Annotated in this window: 18 protein-coding genes; 6 read left to right on the top strand and 12 right to left on the bottom strand. The window is 32.1% G+C overall.

The window, feature by feature from the left end; all coding sequences use genetic code 11:
* On the bottom strand, positions 1-2,758 hold a 2,758-nt coding region (locus tag CD121_RS03980; RefSeq protein WP_257214256.1), incomplete at its 3' end, for an Ig-like domain-containing protein.
* A gap of 115 nt (positions 2,759-2,873) precedes the next feature.
* Between CD121_RS03980 and CD121_RS03975 the strand changes: the two genes are divergently transcribed.
* Positions 2,874-3,107 (top strand): hypothetical protein, encoded by a 234-nt coding sequence (locus tag CD121_RS03975; RefSeq protein WP_119622761.1) that lies wholly within the window; start codon positions 2,874-2,876, stop codon positions 3,105-3,107.
* Positions 3,108-3,139: 32 nt separating this feature from the next.
* Here the strand turns inward: CD121_RS03975 and CD121_RS03970 are convergent, their stop codons facing one another.
* From CD121_RS03970 to CD121_RS03955, 4 genes are all read right to left on the bottom strand, one after another.
* Entirely contained in the window at positions 3,140-3,712 is a 573-nt protein-coding gene (locus CD121_RS03970) for a YSIRK-type signal peptide-containing protein (RefSeq protein WP_126567485.1), read from the bottom strand.
* A 736-nt stretch (positions 3,713-4,448) separates the two neighbouring features.
* The gene (locus tag CD121_RS03965) at positions 4,449-5,516 is read right to left on the bottom strand and encodes a Leu/Phe/Val dehydrogenase (RefSeq protein WP_017637023.1); all 1,068 of its coding nucleotides are present in this window, start codon (positions 5,514-5,516) and stop codon (positions 4,449-4,451) included.
* A gap of 258 nt (positions 5,517-5,774) precedes the next feature.
* Positions 5,775-6,920 (bottom strand): bifunctional cystathionine gamma-lyase/homocysteine desulfhydrase, encoded by a 1,146-nt coding sequence (locus CD121_RS03960; protein ID WP_070451941.1) that lies wholly within the window; start codon positions 6,918-6,920, stop codon positions 5,775-5,777.
* Positions 6,913-7,821: a PLP-dependent cysteine synthase family protein gene (locus tag CD121_RS03955; RefSeq protein WP_017637021.1), complete on the bottom strand. Its 909-nt coding sequence runs from the start codon at positions 7,819-7,821 to the stop codon at positions 6,913-6,915. Before CD121_RS03955 ends, CD121_RS03960 begins: the two co-directional genes overlap by 8 nt.
* A gap of 294 nt (positions 7,822-8,115) precedes the next feature.
* Here CD121_RS03955 and CD121_RS03950 point away from each other — a divergent pair, with 294 nt between their 5' ends.
* From CD121_RS03950 to CD121_RS03940, 3 genes are all read left to right on the top strand, one after another.
* Positions 8,116-8,652, top strand: a complete 537-nt coding sequence (locus CD121_RS03950) for a pentapeptide repeat-containing protein (protein ID WP_017637020.1) — start codon at positions 8,116-8,118, stop codon at positions 8,650-8,652.
* A gap of 144 nt (positions 8,653-8,796) precedes the next feature.
* Positions 8,797-9,675 (top strand): glyoxalase III HchA, encoded by an 879-nt coding sequence (gene hchA, locus CD121_RS03945; protein ID WP_070451936.1) that lies wholly within the window; start codon positions 8,797-8,799, stop codon positions 9,673-9,675.
* Positions 9,676-9,881: 206 nt separating this feature from the next.
* Positions 9,882-10,502: a LysE/ArgO family amino acid transporter gene (locus CD121_RS03940; RefSeq protein ID WP_185817741.1), complete on the top strand. Its 621-nt coding sequence runs from the start codon at positions 9,882-9,884 to the stop codon at positions 10,500-10,502.
* Positions 10,503-10,573: 71 nt separating this feature from the next.
* On the opposite strand, the gene CD121_RS03935 is transcribed toward CD121_RS03940, so the two are convergent.
* From CD121_RS03935 to CD121_RS03920, 4 genes are all read right to left on the bottom strand, one after another.
* Positions 10,574-11,902, bottom strand: coding sequence for a sodium-dependent transporter (locus CD121_RS03935; RefSeq protein WP_126567483.1), 1,329 nt, complete (start codon positions 11,900-11,902; stop codon positions 10,574-10,576).
* A gap of 216 nt (positions 11,903-12,118) precedes the next feature.
* Complete coding sequence (locus CD121_RS03930; RefSeq protein ID WP_017637016.1) at positions 12,119-12,361, bottom strand: hypothetical protein; 243 nt, start codon at positions 12,359-12,361, stop codon at positions 12,119-12,121.
* A 27-nt stretch (positions 12,362-12,388) separates the two neighbouring features.
* Positions 12,389-13,120 (bottom strand): alpha/beta hydrolase, encoded by a 732-nt coding sequence (locus CD121_RS03925; protein ID WP_246456634.1) that lies wholly within the window; start codon positions 13,118-13,120, stop codon positions 12,389-12,391.
* 66 nt (positions 13,121-13,186) lie between these two features.
* Positions 13,187-13,861: a phosphatase PAP2 family protein gene (locus tag CD121_RS03920; RefSeq protein ID WP_126567481.1), complete on the bottom strand. Its 675-nt coding sequence runs from the start codon at positions 13,859-13,861 to the stop codon at positions 13,187-13,189.
* A 485-nt stretch (positions 13,862-14,346) separates the two neighbouring features.
* Between CD121_RS03920 and CD121_RS03915 the strand changes: the two genes are divergently transcribed.
* Positions 14,347-14,592, top strand: a complete 246-nt coding sequence (locus CD121_RS03915) for a hypothetical protein (protein ID WP_026083468.1) — start codon at positions 14,347-14,349, stop codon at positions 14,590-14,592.
* A gap of 53 nt (positions 14,593-14,645) precedes the next feature.
* Here the strand turns inward: CD121_RS03915 and CD121_RS03910 are convergent, their stop codons facing one another.
* The 3 genes from CD121_RS03910 to CD121_RS03900 form a co-directional block, all read right to left on the bottom strand.
* Positions 14,646-15,017 (bottom strand): Na-translocating system protein MpsC family protein, encoded by a 372-nt coding sequence (locus CD121_RS03910; RefSeq protein WP_029056574.1) that lies wholly within the window; start codon positions 15,015-15,017, stop codon positions 14,646-14,648.
* A 118-nt stretch (positions 15,018-15,135) separates the two neighbouring features.
* Positions 15,136-17,712, bottom strand: coding sequence for a DUF2309 domain-containing protein (locus CD121_RS03905; RefSeq protein ID WP_126567480.1), 2,577 nt, complete (start codon positions 17,710-17,712; stop codon positions 15,136-15,138).
* 14 nt (positions 17,713-17,726) lie between these two features.
* On the bottom strand, positions 17,727-19,226 hold the full coding sequence (locus tag CD121_RS03900) for an NADH dehydrogenase subunit 5 (protein ID WP_126567479.1): 1,500 nt from the start codon (positions 19,224-19,226) through the stop codon (positions 17,727-17,729).
* 786 nt (positions 19,227-20,012) lie between these two features.
* On the opposite strand from CD121_RS03900, the gene CD121_RS12525 reads away from it, so the two are divergent.
* Positions 20,013-20,081 (top strand): hypothetical protein, encoded by a 69-nt coding sequence (locus tag CD121_RS12525; protein WP_219906379.1) that lies wholly within the window; start codon positions 20,013-20,015, stop codon positions 20,079-20,081.
* The last annotated feature ends 557 nt before the right edge of the window (positions 20,082-20,638 follow it).

The raw sequence follows: 20,638 nt of genomic DNA, 5'->3' as shown, positions 1-20,638 counted from the left end.
ATGCTTTTTCAGAAGTGTTGCCATCTTTGTCTGTCGCAGTAACTGGTAATGTTTCCCCACCTTTTAGGTCTTCATTAGATGGAATGTCGATGACATAATTACCGTCGGCATCGGCAGTTCCAGTTGCTGTTGTGCCATCTGGGAACGTCACTGTTACTGTTGAACCTGGTTCTGCTGTTCCTGTAATTTGTGTATCTTCACTTGTTACAGTATTGATTGTAGGTTCATCCGGTGCCGTTACATCAACAACTGTTGTATTAGCGTTAGTAGATTTATTACCTGCTTTATCTGTTGAAGTAACGTTTAATGTTTCTCCACCTTTTAAATCTATATTAGTTGGAATTGCAACTCTATAACTACCATTTGATGTCGCAATTGCTTCCACTTTTGTTCCATTTGGGAACGTGATTGTTACTGTTGAGTTTGGTTCTGCTGTTCCTGTAATTGTTTTATCTTCACTTGTTACTCTATTAACAGTAGGTTGATTTGGTGCTGTCGCATCTGTGACTGTAATATTTGAATCCACAGATTTATTACCTGCTGCATCTTTAGCAGAAGCAGTAATTGTTTCTCCACCAGTGAAATCTTCATTTGCTGGAATATTAACAGTATAATTACCTGACGCATCAGCAGTCGTAACTTGTGTTGTTCCGTCTGGGAATGTCACTGTTACTGTTGAGTTTGGTTCTGCTGTTCCTGTCACTGTAGTATCTTCACTTGTTACAGGATTAATCACAGGTGCGTCCGGTGCTGTTGCATCTGTTACTGTTACTGTTGGTGAAACTTCACTTGTTTTTCCATTTTTACTAGCAGTAGATGTTAACTGAGTTCCTGCTGTTAATGGTTTAGATAATGTTAAGGTACCTGACGTGCTATTCGCTCCTAATGTAACTGTGCCTATCACATTATTATTGTTATCTTTAACCGTAATTGTTGAACCAGCCGTACCATGAACACCAATAGTCGTATCATTATCGTCAACTGGATCCACTAAAGGCGCAGGAACAATTGTATTATCTATAATATTAAATGTATTTGTTTCATCATTATCATAGTTAGATGCATCAATAGCTATTGTGTACTGACCTGCTGCTGATTTAGGGATAGTAACTGAGAAAGTTCCATCGCTATTCACAGTAGATGTACCAATAACTTGTCCTGCTGAATTAATTACTTTAGCAGTTTGAGTACCTGCATTTGCTTTTAAAGTGACTGATCCACTTACTTTTGTATCATTAATTGTAATATCGGCTGCAGTTGGTTTACCTACTAATGGTGAAGTTTTATATGTCTTAACCTCATCTCCATCATTTTTAGAGTCATCATCTGTATCTGCATCATTTGGATCTGTTAATGATACTTCTCTTTCATATCTATCTAAAAGACCATCTTGATCATAGTCTTGTAATTCTAAATAAGATGTTCCTAAAGAGTTATTAATAAGTTGACCAGCATTATCAGTAAGATAACCTGCAAATGTAAAGTCTTCAACTTGGTCAGCTGTAGAAGTAATTAAATTTCCATTTGCGTCATATTGTGCATCTTTAGTCAGAATGTTATTAGCACTTTGATTTAATTTAATAACAATTCTCATACCAATTGGCTCTGGTAATCCATTATTAAATTCAATTAAACTGTTTAAATCACTAGCAGTAATTGTACCATTACCGTTCGCATCTATAGATAGATCTGCTACCTTATTAGATGCATTATAAGTTTTATTAAATCCATTTAAACCATTGTAATCATATCTATCTAATTCAACACTTTGAATAAATGGAATTAAGTCTTTATCGATTTGATAGTTATAACTCCATTGTTTGTTTGAAGCACCACCATAACCAAATGTGCCATTTTTAACGATTTGTTGGTCAACAATAATCGCTCCGTTATCACCAACTTTAGTATCTAAAATAGCTGTACCACTACTTGCTTTAAAATCTTTTGAATTAGCTGTAGATGTATTATTATTTAACTTAACTAAATCATCATCAGTCGATGTAAGGAAATAACCACTACTTTCTGATGAACGTACAATCGTATTGGCAGAAGAGTCTCTAACATAGATTTGATAATTAAGTTTATTATTACTTAAATCTCCTGCTTCATTAAGAATATTTTCAACAGTATCATCTAATTCAATTTGACCACCAGCTGCTGTTTTATTAGCTAAAATTTCAGCGCCACCAAATAAACCACCGTTCGCACGAATATAGTTAATCTCCCAAATATTAGACGGTGTGCCATCATCATTTTTCAATCTCGTAAATGTGACCGGATTGCTACCACCAGCTTGATTTACAGATATTTTAGTAACATGATCTGCAATTTTAGAGTCTAGATTTAAATCAATTTTATATCTAGAACCTGAGTTAGAACCTGACATATATGCATGAATATTAAATGGAATTGATGTACTATTTTTAACTGCGTCAGAATCTAAAGCTTCAGGATCAAATACTAGTGACGCAAATGTATAGTTATCAGAATAATTTAATGATTTTTGTGCTTTTTCGTCACCACTAACAGCGGCAGCAAGCATTCTAGGTGTAGCCATTGCGCGCATAAATGTTCTAGTTCTAGGCTGAGTAGCTAATGTTTCTGTGCTCTTTTGTTTGTCTACCATTTCTTTTAAAGCAGCTTGTAATACAGCTTGATTGATTTCTTCATCAGTTGCTTTGTTAAAGTCTACATCTGTATTTTTCAATATTTCTTTTGCTTCAGTTGTTGAAACTTGATCATTTAAAAATGATTGCACTGCTTTTTCTTTATTTTTAGATTTCGCTAATTGTTTTGTTAATTCAGTAGTTTCTTTTGCTGTTGTTTTATTTGTTTTAGTAGACTTACTAGAATTTTTAGATGTTGTTTCTTTTTTGCTTGATTCAGTTTTTTTAGTTGATGTTTTATCAGTAGCCTTTTTAGTTGTTACTTTTTTAGTATCTTGTTTAGATGTCGAATTTTTAGTTGTTGCTTTAGTTGTTTTTCCTTCTGTTTTAGATGTTGTTTTATTGGAAGTTGTTTTGTCTACATTTTTAGTTGATGTTTTATCTGCAGTATTATTCTTTTCTGAAGAGGTTTTATCTGAAGTCGTTTTATCTGAAGTTTGATTTTCTTTAGAAGTAGAATTAGTTTCACTATCTTATTTATTTATAGATTCATCGTCTTTATTTGACTCTACTTGTTTGTCATCTGTAGATGTTGTTTTGTTCTCAGAAGTTGCTGACTCTGTTGTAGATTCATCTTTTGTTGTCGATGCTTTTTTGTTTGAGTTATCAATTGTGTTTTGTTCAATACTTGAGGATTCTTGTGCTGATGTTTTATCTGAAGAAACGTTGTCTGAATTCGCTTGTTCGGTACTTTGCTTATCGCCAGTATTATTTGTTGTTTTCTCCTCTACATCTTTATTAGTTGTAGTAGTTTGTTGGTCACTATTAGCATTGTCTGTTTGAGTAGCTGTTTTGTCTGTGGCACTCGTTTCTGTACTATTTGTTTCATTACTATTAGTGAGTTCTGTTATATCAACAGGTTCACTTTTATCTTTGTTGCCATCGCTATTTTGAGCAGATGCATTATCTAATTCATCTGCTCTAGCTACATTTCCTGCTCCAAATACTAATGTTGCACCTATTAATAGTGATGCTGTTCCTGCTGTGAATTTTCTAATTGCATATTTATTTAGTTTGTGTGGTAAAAAGCCTTGTTTGTTCTTCATTTATGAATCACCTCATATATTTTGCACAATTTTAATATTGTATATACATATAATACTTAATTGATTTACTTTTTACAAATGTTACAAAACTATATATCTGTACAATTTTTATCCAAATTTATATTTATCATTTTTTAGTAATAATATGAATAAATATATAAAATGGATTTGACAAAACTATTTTGTACGCAATTAAGTTTGTCAAAATTTCAATTAATACAGATATACATTTTATGTTTTATTTTTTATATGCTTTCTCTATTCAATAATAAAATTGTACTTTGATAACTTTCCTTTATCCGGATATATGATTTATAAACCCGAATAACCAAAATCATTTTCGATTATTCAAATTTGTTAAAGTAATTTTTCAAAATAGCAGTTATTACTTCAAGTTGAGTATCATATCTCATCAATTTCATTACACAATTAAAAAGGGAGTTAGACAGAAATAATATTTTCCTAAAATTTATTTCGTAGTCTAACCCCGGCAAGGTTGACTAGAATTTAAAATAAAGTATCACTACTATTTTTAAATAGTTTAGTGATACTTACACATTAGCTTTAGCTAAGGTGTTCCACTAAGGATTACATGAGTTAGCACTCATGCATAAGTAATTCTAATTTCTAAAGAAAAAGAATTACTTTATCAGTCAACTACTGCCAATATAAAATTGTAGCCTGAGACAGTTATTTATCCCAGGCTACAACAATTCTATATTTTATTTCATCATTTTTATTTTCTAATATCATGAATACGTGACATTTGATTCATACGTGTTTCAGCAAAATGTTGTGAAGCTTCTAATGGTGTCTTATTTTGAGATTTAGCTATATCGAATATATGTTTAACAATCTTATCGATACCTTCAATACTTTCTGTCGCACGCGCTTCATTGTAACCATTTAATTCGTCAGCTGTATTGATTACACCACCACTATTAACAATATAGTCTGGTGCATATAATATACCTTTTTCTTCTAACATTTTACTATGTTTATTTTCATCTTTTAATTGGTTATTCGCTGAACCACATACGGCTTTAACTTTTAATTGAGGAATAGTATCATCATTTAAAATACCACCAAGTGCACATGGTGCGAAAATATCCGCTTCTACTGAAAAGATGTCATCTGGTTCGACAAATTGTGCATTAAATTCATCAACTGCTCGTTGTGCGTTATTTTTATTGATATCAGTCACAATTAACTTAACTCCGTCTTCATGTAATAAGCGACAAAGTTCATATGATACGTGACCTACACCTTGGACGGCTACTGTTTTACCTTCGAGTGATTCACCATTAAATTGTTCCATAGCCGTACGTTTCATTGCTATATAAATACCATAAGCAGTCATTGGACTAGGATTACCTGCTGATCCAAATGATTGACTAGTACCACAAACATAAGGTGTTTCTTTATAAATTAAATTCATTTCATGTTCAGATGTACCAACATCTTCTGCTGTATAGTAACGACCATTTAATGTATTAACATAGCGACCTAATGCTCTATAAAATGCTTCTTCATCTTCTTTATTAGGTGAACCCATCACTACTGTCTTACCTCCACCAAGGTCTAAGCCAGCAGCTGCATTTTTATATGTCATACCACGTGCTAAATTCATAGCATCTTCTATTGCTTCTTCTTCAGAATTATAATCATTTCTAACGCGGCAACCGCCTAATGCTGGTCCAAGTGTCGTATCATGAATACAAATAATTGCCTTTAAGCCTGTTGCTTTATCTTGGCAAAAAACCATTTGTTCATAGTCTTCTTGTTCCATAGTTTCGAAAATCATTAAAAATACCCCTCTCTATAATTCAATGTACATTATTCGCATACCCTGACAAAATAGGAATAATCTTAATTTAAAACACGCACAATATTAGCCAAATTGAGAATTATATGAAAATTTATTTATCCTTACTTTTCTATTAAAAATAAAAAACTGACGACAAAATTTGATTCTTTGTCGTCAGTTTATACTAATCTCGATCTATTAATGTTGTGAATTATTAAATGAAAGAAAGATACGCTTATATATGACTAATTAGATTTAATTTAATGTGTTAAGTGCTTGTTTTAAGTCATTGACTAAATCATCTGTATCTTCAATACCTATTGATAAACGAATTAAGCCGTCAGTAATACCTTCTTTAGCTCGCACATCTGATGGGATAGACGCATGTGTCATTAAAGCAGGTACTGAGATTAAGCTTTCAACTGCACCTAAACTTTCAGCTAAAGTGAAATATTGTGTTGCGTGAATCACTTTTTTAGCTGCTTCAGTATCTTTCACTTCAAAAGCGATTACACCTGTATGACCGTCTGCTTGCGCTGCATGTATATCATAATTTAGGTGACTTTTCACACTTGGATGGAATACTTTTTGTACACTGTCATGAGATTGAAGCATATCAATAACCGCTTCAACATTACGATTAATTTGTTCCATACGTAAGCCAAGTGTTTTGATTCCTCTTACTAATAAATAACTATCTTGTGGTCCAAGAACGCCACCTGTTGAATTAGAAATAAAACCAATACGTTCTCCTAATTCATCGTCAGCAGTTACTACTAATCCAGCTACTACATCACTGTGTCCGCCAATGTATTTAGTAGCAGAATGTAAAACAATATCAATGCCAAAGTCTAATGGATTTTGATAATAAGGTGTCATAAATGTATTATCTACAACAGAAATCAAATTGTGTTTTTTAGCAATATCTACTGTACCTTTAATATCTGTTACACGTAATAACGGATTAGAAGGTGTTTCAATATATAACATTTTAGTTTCAGGTTTAATATATTTTTCAACTTCATCAATATTTGTAGTATCAACAAAATCAACATCTAATCCGAATCTTGTAAATACTTTAGTTAATGCACGATATGTGCCACCGTATACATCAGAATTTAATATAAGGTGATCGCCTTTATCTAATAACATAATAACTGCACTAATTGCAGCCATACCTGACCCAAATGCGAAACCATGTTTACCATGTTCTAAATCTGCAATGACACTTTCTAATGATGCACGCGTTGGATTGGCTGTACGAGAATATTCATAACCTTGACGTAAATCTCCAATATCATCTTGTAAGTAAGTACTTGTTTGATATATAGGTGTTGTTACAGCACCTGTATATTCGTCTGTAGTATGTCCGCCATGAATCATTTGTGTTTTTTTATTCATTATCATCCATCTCCTTATAATTAAATATTTGTTTTGACATATATCGATCACTACCATCAGGGAATATGGTTACGATTACCCCTTTGTCTAATTGTTGTTTTAATTCAAGTGCACCTTGTAATGCTGCACCAGATGAACTACCTACAAGTAATCCTTCATTTTTAGCAATATTTTTTACGTTTTCAAAAGCATGTTTATCACTAATTGTAAAAATACCGTCGACTAAAGTTTTCTCTAAAAATCCAGGCCACTTCTCTGAACCAATGCCCTCTGTGTCATGAGCATGACTTGGCCCACCATTTAATATCGAGCCTTCTGGTTCAACAATATAGCTTTTAACACCTAAAGGTTGTAAATGTCTTGCTACACCTGTAAATGTACCACCAGATCCAGCACCAGCTACGAAATAGTCAATATGATTCAGTTCATCTGTAAGTTCTTTCCCCAAGGTGTGTGTATAGGCATCAGGGTTATGTTTAGTTTCAAACTGATTCATATAAATGGATTGTGTGTCAGTAGCGTATTGTTTGGCAACTTGTTGTGCTCCAATCATACCTTCATCTTTAGCTGTTCTTTTTACATCAGCACCTAACGCACGCATAATTGAAATTTTCTCTTCAGAAAAGCCTTCAGGTGCAAATATGACACATTTTAGATCGTAGCGATTAGCTGCTATAGCTAATCCTATGCCAGTATTTCCAGCCGTAGCTTCCACTATAGTATCACCGCGTTGAAGACGTCCTTCTTCTATTGCTTGTTCAACAAGATACTTTCCTAGCCTATCTTTGACACTGCCTCCAGGATTAAATTGCTCAAGTTTAGCATAAATTTTAACGTTTTCATCACTATAACTTTCTAATAAAACAAGTGGTGTTTGTCCAATCAAATCGTATGCAATCATGTTATATATATACATCTCCTATGTATTTTAAGGAAAACTATACAATGCCTTTTCCCATATTCCAATAATTCTTATTTAACAGGTATGAATTATAAATGATTTTAGAATATTTTGCAATTTCACTGTTTATAATAAATCATATTTTTATATTTCTATTTTCAAACTCAATCAAATGTGCCAGAAGCCATCTCATGTTATGATGAATAACGTATATTAATTCTATAATTTTATATTTATTTTTCCTGTATAAGAAAAGAAATATCATTTAACGCTAGTAAAGGAGTTTGTAATTATATGGCAAATAAAGACTTATCGCTATCTGTATTCACTCAAGAAAACTATAAAAATGTAAATCATAATTCAACTAATTTTAGAAATTCTATGTACGATGAATTAGAAGTTAATAAAAGTCGTTTTAAAAATTGTAATTTTAATGAAGGTATATTTAAAAACATTAACGCTGTCTCAAATAGTAAATTTGTAAATAGTAGTTTGAATGACTGCATATTCGAACAAGTTAATTTTTACAAAAACCAATTTAAAAACATTAACGCAGAAAATACGACGTTTGATGAAACAACGATTAATAATACAGTCTTTCAAGATGTTGTATTTGATGGCAACACGTTTAGTGAGGTTAAAATCACTGATACTACATTTAAAAATGTTACTTTTAAAAAAACAGAAATTAACCAATCTGTATTTGAAAATATAAAATTAAAACACTGCTTCTTTGATCATGTGACATTTAAAAATACTAAATTACCTCAAAACATTGCAGAAGAACTTCAAAAACAAAATGTCATTTTCGAAAATGTACAATACATCTAATTCAACGTGTACACTTAGACCTTATAATGCTGTCTTAGTGTACATTTTTTATATTAAAAGAGAGACATGTAGCTATTAGTATATGTTTATGAGGTATCTTACAAGGTAATAAACATTACAAACCTACGAAAGAAGGAATTGAATATGACTCAAGACACAAGTGAATTAAGTAAAGTGCCAACGCCTGATAAAGCGGAGGATAATGCATTTTTCCCTTCTCCTTATTCATTAAGTCAATATACAGCACCTAAAACAGACTTTGATGGTGTCAAACATAAAAATGCTTATACTGGAGGTAAATGGAAAGTATTAATGATTGCCGCAGAAGAACGATATGTATTGTTAGAAAACGGCAAAATGTTCTCCACAGGTAATCACCCAGTAGAAATGTTATTACCATTGCATCATTTAATGGAAGCAGGTTTCGATGTCGATGTAGCTACATTAACGGGTTATCCTGTAAAATTGGAACATTGGGCTATGCCTGGAGAAGATGAGGCTGTTCAATCGACTTACAATAAATTAAAGGAAAAACTAAAACAACCAAAAGTGTTATCAGAAGTAGTTAAAAATGAACTCGGTCCTGATTCAGATTATATTTCCCTATTTATACCTGGAGGACATGCGGCTGTAGTTGGTATTTCCGAAAGTGAAGATGTACAACAAACATTAGATTGGGCATTAGATTATGATAAGTTTATTATCACATTATGTCATGGTCCTGCTGCATTATTATCTGCTGGTTTAAATAGAGAATCATCACCATTTGAAGGCTATTCAGTTTGTGTATTCCCTGATGCGCTTGATGACGGCGCTAATATCGACATTGGTTACTTGCCAGGTAAACTTAAATGGTTAGTTGCAGACTTATTAAGCAAACAAGGACTTAATATTGTAAATAAAGAAATGAGTGGCCAGACACACCAAGACCGTAAGTTATTAACTGGCGATAGTCCATTAGCTTCAAATAATCTTGGTTTACTTGCAGCAGATACATTAGTAGAGGCCACAAAAGAGTCATAATCTAATTTGTTAATCTCAATTTCAAAATATATATTTCATAGCCCAAAGCATTTAAAACACAACTGCTTTGGGCTTTTTTATGAGAACAATCCCTAATAAAATATTTAATATTGAAAAGTATATATGTCTTCCGTATAATATTTTTTAAATATTCAGATATTTAAACTTTTTAAGATAAATATTCTAGCTCATAAAAAAGGGGTACTATTATGCAACCTATGATTCACGGATTCTTACTTGCTTTAGGTCTTATCTTGCCATTAGGTGCTCAAAACGTATTTGTATTTAACCAGGGAGCTAAACAAAAGAAATTAACCAAAGCATTACCTGTCATTATTACAGCAGGTTTATGTGATACGACTTTAATAGTATTAGCTATATTAGGTGTTTCACTCGTTTTAATGTCACTACCTATTTTACAATTAGTAATTTATATTATTGGCCTAGCCTTCTTATTATATATGGCTTGGTCATTGTGGAATGAAAAGCCAAATAATTTAGAACATATGGAACCTATGAGCGCTAAGAAACAAATCGGATTTGCACTCTCTGTTTCACTACTTAATCCCCATGCGATTATGGATACAATCGGCGTCATTGGTACTAGCGCTTCTATGTATCAAGGTAACGAAAAGGTATTATTCGCAATAGCTACTATTTCAGTTTCTTGGATTTGGTTTATTTTGTTAGCAGTCCTTGGAAAAATGTTAGGGTCTGTTGATAAAACTGGTAAATACATCATTATTTTAAATAAAATCTCGAGTATTATCGTTCTAATTGTCAGTTTACTTATCATCAAAAATATTTGGCATATTTTGGTTGGATAATATAAAAAGGCTTATCGAAATTCGTAGTTTCGATAAGCCTTTATTGCTATATTTTTATCTAAAATCTTTTTTTAAAATAACTGAACTATAAATACTAAAATAATTACGATTGGCATAACAAATTTAATTAAATAATACCAAGGTAAAAATAGTTTGAATTTGTCTCTACCAAAGTTTTCTCTTAATAAATTTTTATCTAATAATTGGCCTACAACAAGCGTAGTACCTAGCGCTCCTAATGGCATTAGAATATTAGATACAATAAAATCCATGTTATCGAATATAGTGCCAGCGCCAAATTTAATTCCACTTAAACTACTGAACGATAAAGTGGCTGGAATACTAATGATAAATACGAGTATACTTGCGATAAGTGCAACAGGTCGACGTTTAGTATTATCATTTTTTGTAAAATTAGAAACGTTTAGCTCTAATAATGAAATAGATGATGTTAATGCTGCAAATAAAAATAAAATTAAAAAGATAAGATAAAAAACGATACCGAAATGCATTTTATCGAATACTAAAGGTAGCACTTTAAATAATAAACCGGGCCCTTCTTGCGGCTGGTATCCGAATGTTTTTAACGCTGGAAAGATTGCTAATCCCGCTAAAACTGAAACTAAAATATTCATCAATACAATTGAAATAGCAGATGATTTAATTGTCATAGCTTTCGGAGCATAGCTTGCGTAAGTAATCATCCCAGTCGTTCCCAATGATAATGTAAAGAAGGATTGTCCAAGAGCAAATAAGATGCCTTCCATTGATATATCTTTAATTCGGGGTTGCAATAAATAACGTACACCTTCCATAGAACCGTCTAAAGTTAACGATTTTCCAACAACAATTATTAGAAAGATAAATAGTAACGGCATCATGATTTTGGAAGCTTTTTCTAAGCCTTTTTCGACACCGAGCATGACTATAATCATTGTTAAGAAAATAAAAATACCCTGTCCTGATACTGTTAACCATGGATTACTAATAATCAATTCAAATTGAATTTGGCCAAGATCAGATGTGTTCGACGTAACTATTTGCCAAATGACATTAGCCATATAGATTATAATCCATCCGCCAATAACACTATAGAAACCGAATAAGATAAATACTGCTAAGTTACCATTCCACCCTATAATATTTAACCATTTTTTGCCTGTAAGTTTACTATATATTTGTGTGGTATAGGTTCTTCCCATTTTCCCAACAGTAAATTCCATTACTAATAATGGTAGTCCTACAAATATGGTGAAGATTAAAAACATTAATAAAAATGCGCCGCCACCATAAATGCCTGCCATATAAGGGAATTTCCACATTGCTCCTAGACCTATTGCAGAACCAGCACTTGCTAATATAAAACCAGTTGATGTCTTCCATTCTGATTGTTTGCTCATATCCGATCACTTCCTTTAGCACGTTAAAGCGTTTATGTATTTAAGTAACACTTTACCATTTATAGCATATATGTGCAATATCCATCTAAATTGTCAGAATAATAAAAAAATAGCTTTGCTCACCTTTTTCAATTTGTATTTAAATATAAACTGAAAATGAATGAGTTATGACTATTTTCCTTGTAACATTATTTTAAATTTTTAGCTTTTCATATTTTAACTGCTATAAGTGATTGACTGTCCATCATGTACTTCTTCAATCTCTAAACTTTCAATGTGATCAACATTGATATAATGGATGCTATTTCCCTTTTCTAAATATAAATATGGCAACTCATCAAATTCATCTAAAATTCGTCTCACACATTTATCTTTATCTATGCCATTTTCAAATGTCTTAAATTCTGTATATGTTTTACCCGAAGTCGTTATATATGTTAATAAAAAAGTCCTTTTCATCTATGAACACGTCCTTTTATAAAGATATTATTGCTCAGTGAAGAACTTAACAATATCTTGTTCCAATTCGTCTCTACCCTCACCATGCGTCATCAAGTGTTGATTGCGTGGGAATTCTTGTATCGTTTTATGTTCACTACTGATTTGGTTGAAAATATAGTGGGCACTGTCTTCATAAGCTGCTTCATCCTGGCCACCATATACTATTCTTGCAGTTGCAGTAATTTCATTCAAATGTGACATAATATCATTAATAACCTCTTGGAATGTTTTTATATCATTTTGATAATCCTCTATTTGCGCTAATTCATGAGTACTTTCACTTTCTGATAACCTCATTATGTTATTCATACGTTTCCCATATTTTTCCAAACGCCAAGAGATACCTGCTTTCGTCTTTTCACTTGGTGCAGACATGACGACAATACGATTTAACTCAACGTTTTCAGCTAAACGTAATGTGAATAAACCACCTAATGAGACGCCAGCAACATTAATTTTCTCAAATCCTTCACTTTTTAAAAATTGATACGCTTCTTGCACGCAATGCCACCAATCTTCAACATTGTACGCTACAAACTGTGTCACTGGTAGTCCGTGACCAGGATAATTAGGTACATAACAAGTAAATCCTTGTTCATTCAATGTTGTTGCAAGATGTTTCACGTCTTTAACGGTACCTGTAAATGAATGTAATAATAATATCGCTTGATTGTTTGTACCTTTTAAATAAAGTGGACTTGGTGATTTAATATTCATCATGTCGTACTCTCCTAACTTTTAAAATTTAATACGTATATAATATCACTTTTAAAAAGACATTAACTATTTGTCTTTTAACTTTAATTTTTTAAACAATGGATATACAGCAAGCCATAGTGCTATCCAGGCCAATGCTAATGTGACACCACCAATGACGTCTGTAAGGTAGTGCGCATGAAAGTATAATCTACAAAATAATATACTTAACCACAATATGATCGCAAGAACGAGCATTGCGTACCTCAATATAGCATGGCGAACTACTGGTATAATCACAAAAATCATTGTTACAAATAATAGCGTACTGGCATTAGAATGACCACTAGGGAAAGAATACCCTTTGTCAACGACTAAATGATTAAACGGTCTTGTACGCTCTATTGTCATTTTGATTAATATATTCATTAATGTGCCACTTAAAATCGTTAAAATAAACCATAAAGCAATATGTTTATATCTAAACATTAAAACTACTGTAATAATAAGTGACATAATAATTACACCACTGACGTCGCCTATAGTGGCAGAAAATGTCATATAATGATTGAACCAATTACCTTCAAAATTTCGATGTGGTGTACCAAATTCCTGAGTAAGCCAATGTAATGACTTTAAATCAAGTGTTTTTAAAAATGCGCCTTCATGAGTAATACGCAATGCAACAAATATAAACAAGCACACACTGATCAAAAATAAAGGAATGGTAAGTTTTCCTGTCGTTATTTTGTTGTTTATCATATAATCTCCTCTATCTCTTACAAACTTTAGTTACTTAACTCTTATATCATATACAAAATGACCATATGTTGGGCTCGGCCTTATGTCGGATTTTAATTATGTTATATTTGCTATTTGATAACTGTGTCCATCAAAATCTCTTGGACTAAGCCATCGTTTGTACCATTATTTAAACGTCGATTATTTTGACCTATATTCATTATATTTCGTTAATGATATCCTTTGTGCTTTCAACCATTACATGTATTATATACGATTCAATCGCTTAAAGTGAGGTTGAGATACCATTTATAATTGATATTAAATGACTATAGTGCTTTGGAATTCTCATACCTTTTGCATATAAATTATTGTATAATTGAATTTATAATAATAATAAAAATCTAAAAAATATAGCTATCACACGTTAAAAACGTATTCAAATATAAGTACTGTAATCATTCAACTGTACCCATTTATGTTTGATAGTTAGAAAGGTATCCTTTATGAGCAAAATAATATTAATCTATTGTGCCTTGTTAATTACATTATTTCGCTTTTTCTTACCTATTCATCCCTCATTTGACACACTATTATATTGGTTATTCATTCTCTATATGATACCTATTATTTTATGTATTGTCGGTTTCAAAGGTGATAAATTACTAGCCTCTATGATTATTTTTCCGAATTTATTAGGTATCATTTATAGACTTTATGTTTACGTGATGTACTTATTATATTTAAAATAAAAAACAGTATGACCTTTGTCTATTAACGTAAAATCATACTGTTCCTATATAAATCAAGCTTGGTTGATTAATTTTTCAAAGTTGTCTTTTAATTTAAAGACAATCACACGTTCACCTGTAACGGTACTTAAATCGCTATGGAAACTGACTACTTCAATTCCTGTAATTTGATGAATAATGTTATTAAGATCATTTTGACCCGATTCAACTAATTCAGATCTTGTGCGTTTAATATTCAATAAACCTTCATTCGTCTCACAAACGCGATATTCTGCAGGTGTTAATATTCCTTGCAAATTGATAATCACCATATCTCTTAGTATGTCAGTTTTAACAGATAAAGAACCTCTTCCTAAATAATCCTTTTCCCATTGAGTGATCGCTTTACTAATTTCAGCTTCATATACACCTTTAGACTTTTTCATATAGACGACTCCTAAATATTGATTACATATAGTTTAACATTTTCCATATTATTCGAAAATAACATCAAAAACGCCATAACCAATTGAAATCTCTTAAGTAAGCTATCTATATATACATTTACCAATCTTTCCAACTATGATTTTCATCAATACTTGCTAAACGTACCCATCCATTGTCGACTTTTTGAGCGAATTTTTGATTATCTGCTAATAAGCGTTGAATATGCGTATCAGGTGCTTGAATAACGACTAATAAACGTATTGGCGAATGGTAAATTTCGTTATCTTGAGCCATTACTGATTGCCAAGGCAAACCGTACATTAAGTCACTAGAGTTACCTTGCATGACACCAAGTCCAGATGTGACTGATTGTGTTCTCTTATTACCACTACCATAGTAATGTGGTGCTACAGTTGAAGCATAATATTGTAGGTTAATCCATTGTGCAACTAGTGCTGGTCCAGAAATAATTGTATTGAGTAAATGACCATCTTGATCTTCTGTCCAATCGTAATTATGCAAGAATGCTCGCGCTTCTAAATTACTATTTTCAGTAATTGAACGTTTACCAATAACAAACTCAGCATTTTTAGCTAACCCCCATTCGGGTCTTATCTCGCTCCAATCACTCGCATATTGATATGCTGCTGCTACTGGATCTTTATGCTCTTTATTTAAGTTAGGCAAGTTTGCCAAACGTTCTAAATTAGCTTTATAACTTACTTGTGGCATAACAGATTCTATTAAATCAAACGCTTGTTGTGCACTTTCTGTTAATTCTGGGACATATATCCATTCCAACTTATCTACTGAGGTCTTATGTTCTGCCGCAACAAAGACAGTTTCATCAGGAATATTAATGTTATCTTGTTTCAGTGCTTCTCTTACAGAAGACATATTGCATAACATCGCTAACAATTTAGCATTAAATCCACTTGAAGCCCCTCCACAAGCACCACACTCTAGTGAAGAATGATAAGGATTATTATGAGATTCACTACCGTGTCCACCTAATACGACAAGTGGAGCAAAATCTTTCGTTAAATCCATTAATTGTAGTGCTTGTTTACTAAATTGAACTTGCTCTTCTTCCGTTAAACCAATAGGAAGTTCTGAATATACATGATGCTCTCTATCAATGGTTAACTTTGTTTCAGGTTTGTTAAGCCATTTTTTAGTGAACCGATGCGCAAATTGTCTTGCATTTGTTGGTATTAACGTATTGGCAATGGTATTTAGACTTAAAAATGGCCCACTTAATTCTGGTAATAATAGACTAGGTAGAACATTATGTTTCATTAATTTAAATGTATAAAGCATTGATGTAATTGTATGTTGTTGTTGCTGATAATGTTCTAATTTATGGCGATCTGCGTATTCTTGAATTTTGTATGCTGGTGGTACCATGACAGGTAAAGATTCATGATCGAATTGTGCGTCAATAACTTCTTTTTTAATAGGTAAACCAAAGAAACCGGCAATACCTATCGTTTCAAATGGGCCTTCTCCTTCGAGATGACGACGAAACGGTTCAGAACGGACATCGATACAAAACGCTAACTGGGCTTGTGTCTTTTGTGGTTCACTATCTGAATTTGACGACTCATAAATTGTATCTACTAAATCACGTTCATGTGTTTCTTCCCATGCATCAAGCCATAATTTTTGGAAATACTGTCTATGATATGTTCTCGCAAAATCTAAGTATCTTATTTTATCTTCTTTAGATAATTGATCCCACTCTTCAAGTGATAAATGACCATAAAACATTAAAGCTATAACTAAATCTACGTCTTTATAGTGATAAATATTAGACACGTTGTATTGTTCTTTAGTTGTTGATAATAAAATATATTCAGTGGCTAATCTTATTGCTATGTAATCTGTTAAGAGTTGACGCTCTGATTCATTTTCTTCTGCTCTATAATACATCATCCCAGCCCAACCTGGTAAAGCTAACAACTGTCCTTCTATATAAGCTTGCCAGTCTGCACTTTGAATATTCAAATCTGTTAATACTTGGCTAATCATTTCGTGTGAAGTAGATGCACACTGACGAACAAGTTGTCTTGCTTGTTTAGACAGATTAGGATCATGTTGTGCTAAATGTAACCATGCAGTATAAAAGCCTTGCTCTCTCTTAGGCATAGTCCAACTAGATTGAAACTGGTCTAAATACAGTTTAGACCACTTAATCATATGCATATCTACCTCATCAATTAATCGTTCACCTTTAGCATTAACACTATCCGCACTCTTAGGTCGGTATAAATCTTGATTTTCATCTTTGTTTGAAACCTTAGGCAAGGTGTCAAAGATACGATGACGCATAGTAGTATTTAAAAGATCATCTGAAATTGGTTCAATATGTTTAATATTATCTATATAACTTTTTTCAAATTCGGTTTCTACTTTGATATTAGACGATTGAATCGCTTCATTTAATAATGTTTCAAAGATTTCTTCATCTATCTCACCATGTTGTACAGCATTTTCAATCGCTCTATAATTAGGATAAATATCGACATCTCTTATATCTTTTAGCCATGTAGCTATTTCGTTAAATGTTTGTCCTTCCAAACCTTCCCAAGGATTTCTCGCAGCAAAAATAGAAATTGGTGATAACGGTGTAATGACACGCTTAGCCTCAGAGACAATCATTTCGATATTGTTATTTTGTTGTGAATTAACCATAGTTTTTCACCCTTTTATAAATACTTTTTCAAATATGTTGGATGGCTTTCAACTGAAGCTGATTTCGCCTCACCCAATTTAACTAACCATAAATACAATACAGCAAATGCATGCGAGTTACGATGTCGTGATACCCAAATACTAAATACACTTCCAAACACTAAAATAGCAATACTTATAATGCTACTTATAATCGGTGGATGGGTTACACTAATATCCACTGTGCTTAATAAATATTTAAAGAAATGATGCGTCACAATGTAAACTAAAGCAATAATAATAATCATACAAACACCAACCACTTTACCCATAATCGTCTTACTAAAGGCAACTAGTTGATTCCATGATACCATTAACGACCATGCTAGTATAAGCGAGCTAATTAGCTCATAAGCGCTATGATCACTATTCATCCAAAATAGCACTGCAATCACTAACGCCAATAGTCGACCTAACAAGATCCATCCATATGATCTTTTAGCACTAGGTGGCGTTGGTATATTAAATCTGCCAACTACAGATCCAGATTGTAAAAACAACGTCGCTTTAAATACGCCGTGTAATACAAGATGAATAATAGCTGCCGAATATGCACCTAACGCACATTGAACAAGCATAAAGCCCATTTGACTCATTGTAGATCCTACAAGTTGTCTTTTATAGTCGACATGAACCAAACTGATTCCTGAACCAAGTAACACTGAGACACTCGCAATCAACAATAAAACTGTAATCGCTACTGCATTATCAAATACAGGTGCGAATCTTGTTAATATAATCCCACCAGCATTGACTATTCCGGCATGCATAATAGCTGATACAGGTGTCGGTGCTGCAACAGATTCAATTAACCAACTTTGGAAAGGAAACTGTGCTGCGGGAATAATCACAGCCAGTACAATACATAAATCTATAATTAATTTCATGCCAAAAGATAAATGACTATAATCAACTGCTACTTCATCAATATACCAATGACCTGTAACAATATATAGCAAACTAACAGCTACAACTAATGCTAGCCATCCAATTAAAAATAATTTAGCTGAAATTTTAGCAGCCTCATGTGGTACTTTCCAGAAACGATTAACTCTAATTAATAACGTAAGGCATAATAATGTTGCGCCCCAACTTACAACCATAAATCTTAAATCACCACTTAACCATGCAACAGATGCAAAAACGGTAATCAAAGTGAATAATGGGAAATATTGACGATAATTTTTATCTCCAAGCAAATAACGAACACAAAACTTTTGGATAATAAAACCTAATATTAAAATGAAACTTCCCATTAACCAAGCCAATTTATCTAATTTAAAAGGGCCAATGATAAGTTGATTTGTCGTTGAAAATAATCCAATCAGTCCTACAATGATAGGTAAGACAAGCATATACATATGTATCTTAATATATTGAGTGGGAACTTTAGCAGATAAAAATACTAAACCACTCAGCATAGCAATGAGTAGAGTGATAAGGAACACAATTAAGAGTGCATTCATACTTAACATCGATACCTCCTCTGTTTAAATTTACGTACTATAAAAAGCCTACAATAGACAATATCCCACACTCTGAATTATGAGAAACATGCTACTATAGGCTTCATTTCAACTTGAAATATCATCAACATTACGACTTGAATTTTAAATAAGTTAGCGGTCTTTACTCCTTGTGAAAAAGTCGACTTAACTTCTCATTTTCCTCGCATTTTAAATCTACGTATGTATTTTAATCTTAGAATGATGTTATTTCCTTTTAAAAAGCTACCTTTTTAATTTTCTGTGTCCGGTCAAAAGCCAACTATTCTTTCACTCTCGATAAGCACTATGATTTTATAGCAATCATCGCTAGCTAAAGCTTAATTCTACTTTTGAGCATATTAACATTAATATAGTCGATGATATTAACTATGTCAAATCTCATACCAATAAGGACGCTAATTTTATATGAAAATTCAATATCTTTACAACTTCAAAACAGCCATGTAAAGCTTTTGTAAAGGCATTTAATAGTTAATACACTTAGGCATGAAATTCTGTGAGTTATTCAATGAAAACGCCCAGTTATGACCTTCAAAATACAAGTTAGGAAATTTCGTCATAAACCATCCTTTATCTCGTTACAATGTATTTAACAAGTCAAACAAGGGAGGTAATTATAATGGAAATCATCTCAGGCATTGTTTCTTTAGTAAAAACAATCATCGACCTTGTAAAAGGTAATAAATAATTCGTCTTTAATGACGATTATATGTATTTAAATAACACTAATCCATTTAAAAGGGAGGGCTATACATGAGTATTATTTCAGGTATCGTTTCTTTAGTGAAAACAATCATCGATCTTGTAAAAGGCAATAAATAATCTAATATTATTCAAAAATTGCACTAACCCAATAAATAACTCATTCTGATTGAAAAGGAGGACTATCAATGGAAATCGTTACAAGCATCATTTCAATCATCAAAACTATCATTGGCTTCTTCAAATAAAGACAATAAATATATAAAAGAGGCGAGACATTAGGTCTCGCCTCTTTTAGTTTGCATTACAATAATACGGAAATGAACGGTTCAAACAGTTTACACCTTATTAGATATAATATGTCCATCTCATTCGTTCCTATTGATTGTGTCATTAAAAAACATCTAACTCTACATGAGAGCTAGATGTAATCGGATAAAATGATTTCTTTGTTACAATAAAAAATATCACATTTATATAAGAAAAGATATAGATATTTAGTGAATTATTCTTTAAAGCAACATTTTTATGATTCGAAAAGTCGTTGTTTTATTTTATGCAGTAATTAGCAATTTATATTATTGCTATTATTGTTACATTTTACATATTTATTATTATTAATTAATCAATTACTATAAATTTTAGATTTTCTATTGTAATACAACTTATTTCACATA

The sequence above is a fragment of the Staphylococcus pasteuri genome, from assembly GCF_003970495.1.
GTDB lineage: Bacteria > Bacillota > Bacilli > Staphylococcales > Staphylococcaceae > Staphylococcus > Staphylococcus pasteuri.
Note: the sequence above shows the minus strand (reverse complement) of the source record. Positions and strands in the feature narration are given on the sequence as shown.

Bases quoted from the DNA above. Each gene is read 5' to 3' on its own strand.
- CD121_RS03970 (WP_126567485.1), bottom strand. From the start codon at position 3,712: ATGAAGAACAAACAAGGCTTTTTACCACACAAACTAAATAAATATGCA.
- CD121_RS03965 (WP_017637023.1), bottom strand. From the start codon at position 5,516: ATGATTTTCGAAACTATGGAACAAGAAGACTATGAACAAATGGTTTTT.
- CD121_RS03960 (WP_070451941.1), bottom strand. From the start codon at position 6,920: ATGAATAAAAAAACACAAATGATTCATGGCGGACATACTACAGACGAA.
- CD121_RS03955 (WP_017637021.1), bottom strand. From the start codon at position 7,821: ATGATTGCATACGATTTGATTGGACAAACACCACTTGTTTTATTAGAA.
- CD121_RS03950 (WP_017637020.1), top strand. From the start codon at position 8,116: ATGGCAAATAAAGACTTATCGCTATCTGTATTCACTCAAGAAAACTAT.
- hchA (WP_070451936.1), top strand. From the start codon at position 8,797: ATGACTCAAGACACAAGTGAATTAAGTAAAGTGCCAACGCCTGATAAA.
- CD121_RS03935 (WP_126567483.1), bottom strand. From the start codon at position 11,902: ATGAGCAAACAATCAGAATGGAAGACATCAACTGGTTTTATATTAGCA.
- CD121_RS03930 (WP_017637016.1), bottom strand. From the start codon at position 12,361: ATGAAAAGGACTTTTTTATTAACATATATAACGACTTCGGGTAAAACA.
- CD121_RS03925 (WP_246456634.1), bottom strand. From the start codon at position 13,120: ATGAATATTAAATCACCAAGTCCACTTTATTTAAAAGGTACAAACAAT.
- CD121_RS03920 (WP_126567481.1), bottom strand. From the start codon at position 13,861: ATGATAAACAACAAAATAACGACAGGAAAACTTACCATTCCTTTATTT.
- CD121_RS03915 (WP_026083468.1), top strand. From the start codon at position 14,347: ATGAGCAAAATAATATTAATCTATTGTGCCTTGTTAATTACATTATTT.
- CD121_RS03910 (WP_029056574.1), bottom strand. From the start codon at position 15,017: ATGAAAAAGTCTAAAGGTGTATATGAAGCTGAAATTAGTAAAGCGATC.
- CD121_RS03905 (WP_126567480.1), bottom strand. From the start codon at position 17,712: ATGGTTAATTCACAACAAAATAACAATATCGAAATGATTGTCTCTGAG.
- CD121_RS03900 (WP_126567479.1), bottom strand. From the start codon at position 19,226: ATGTTAAGTATGAATGCACTCTTAATTGTGTTCCTTATCACTCTACTC.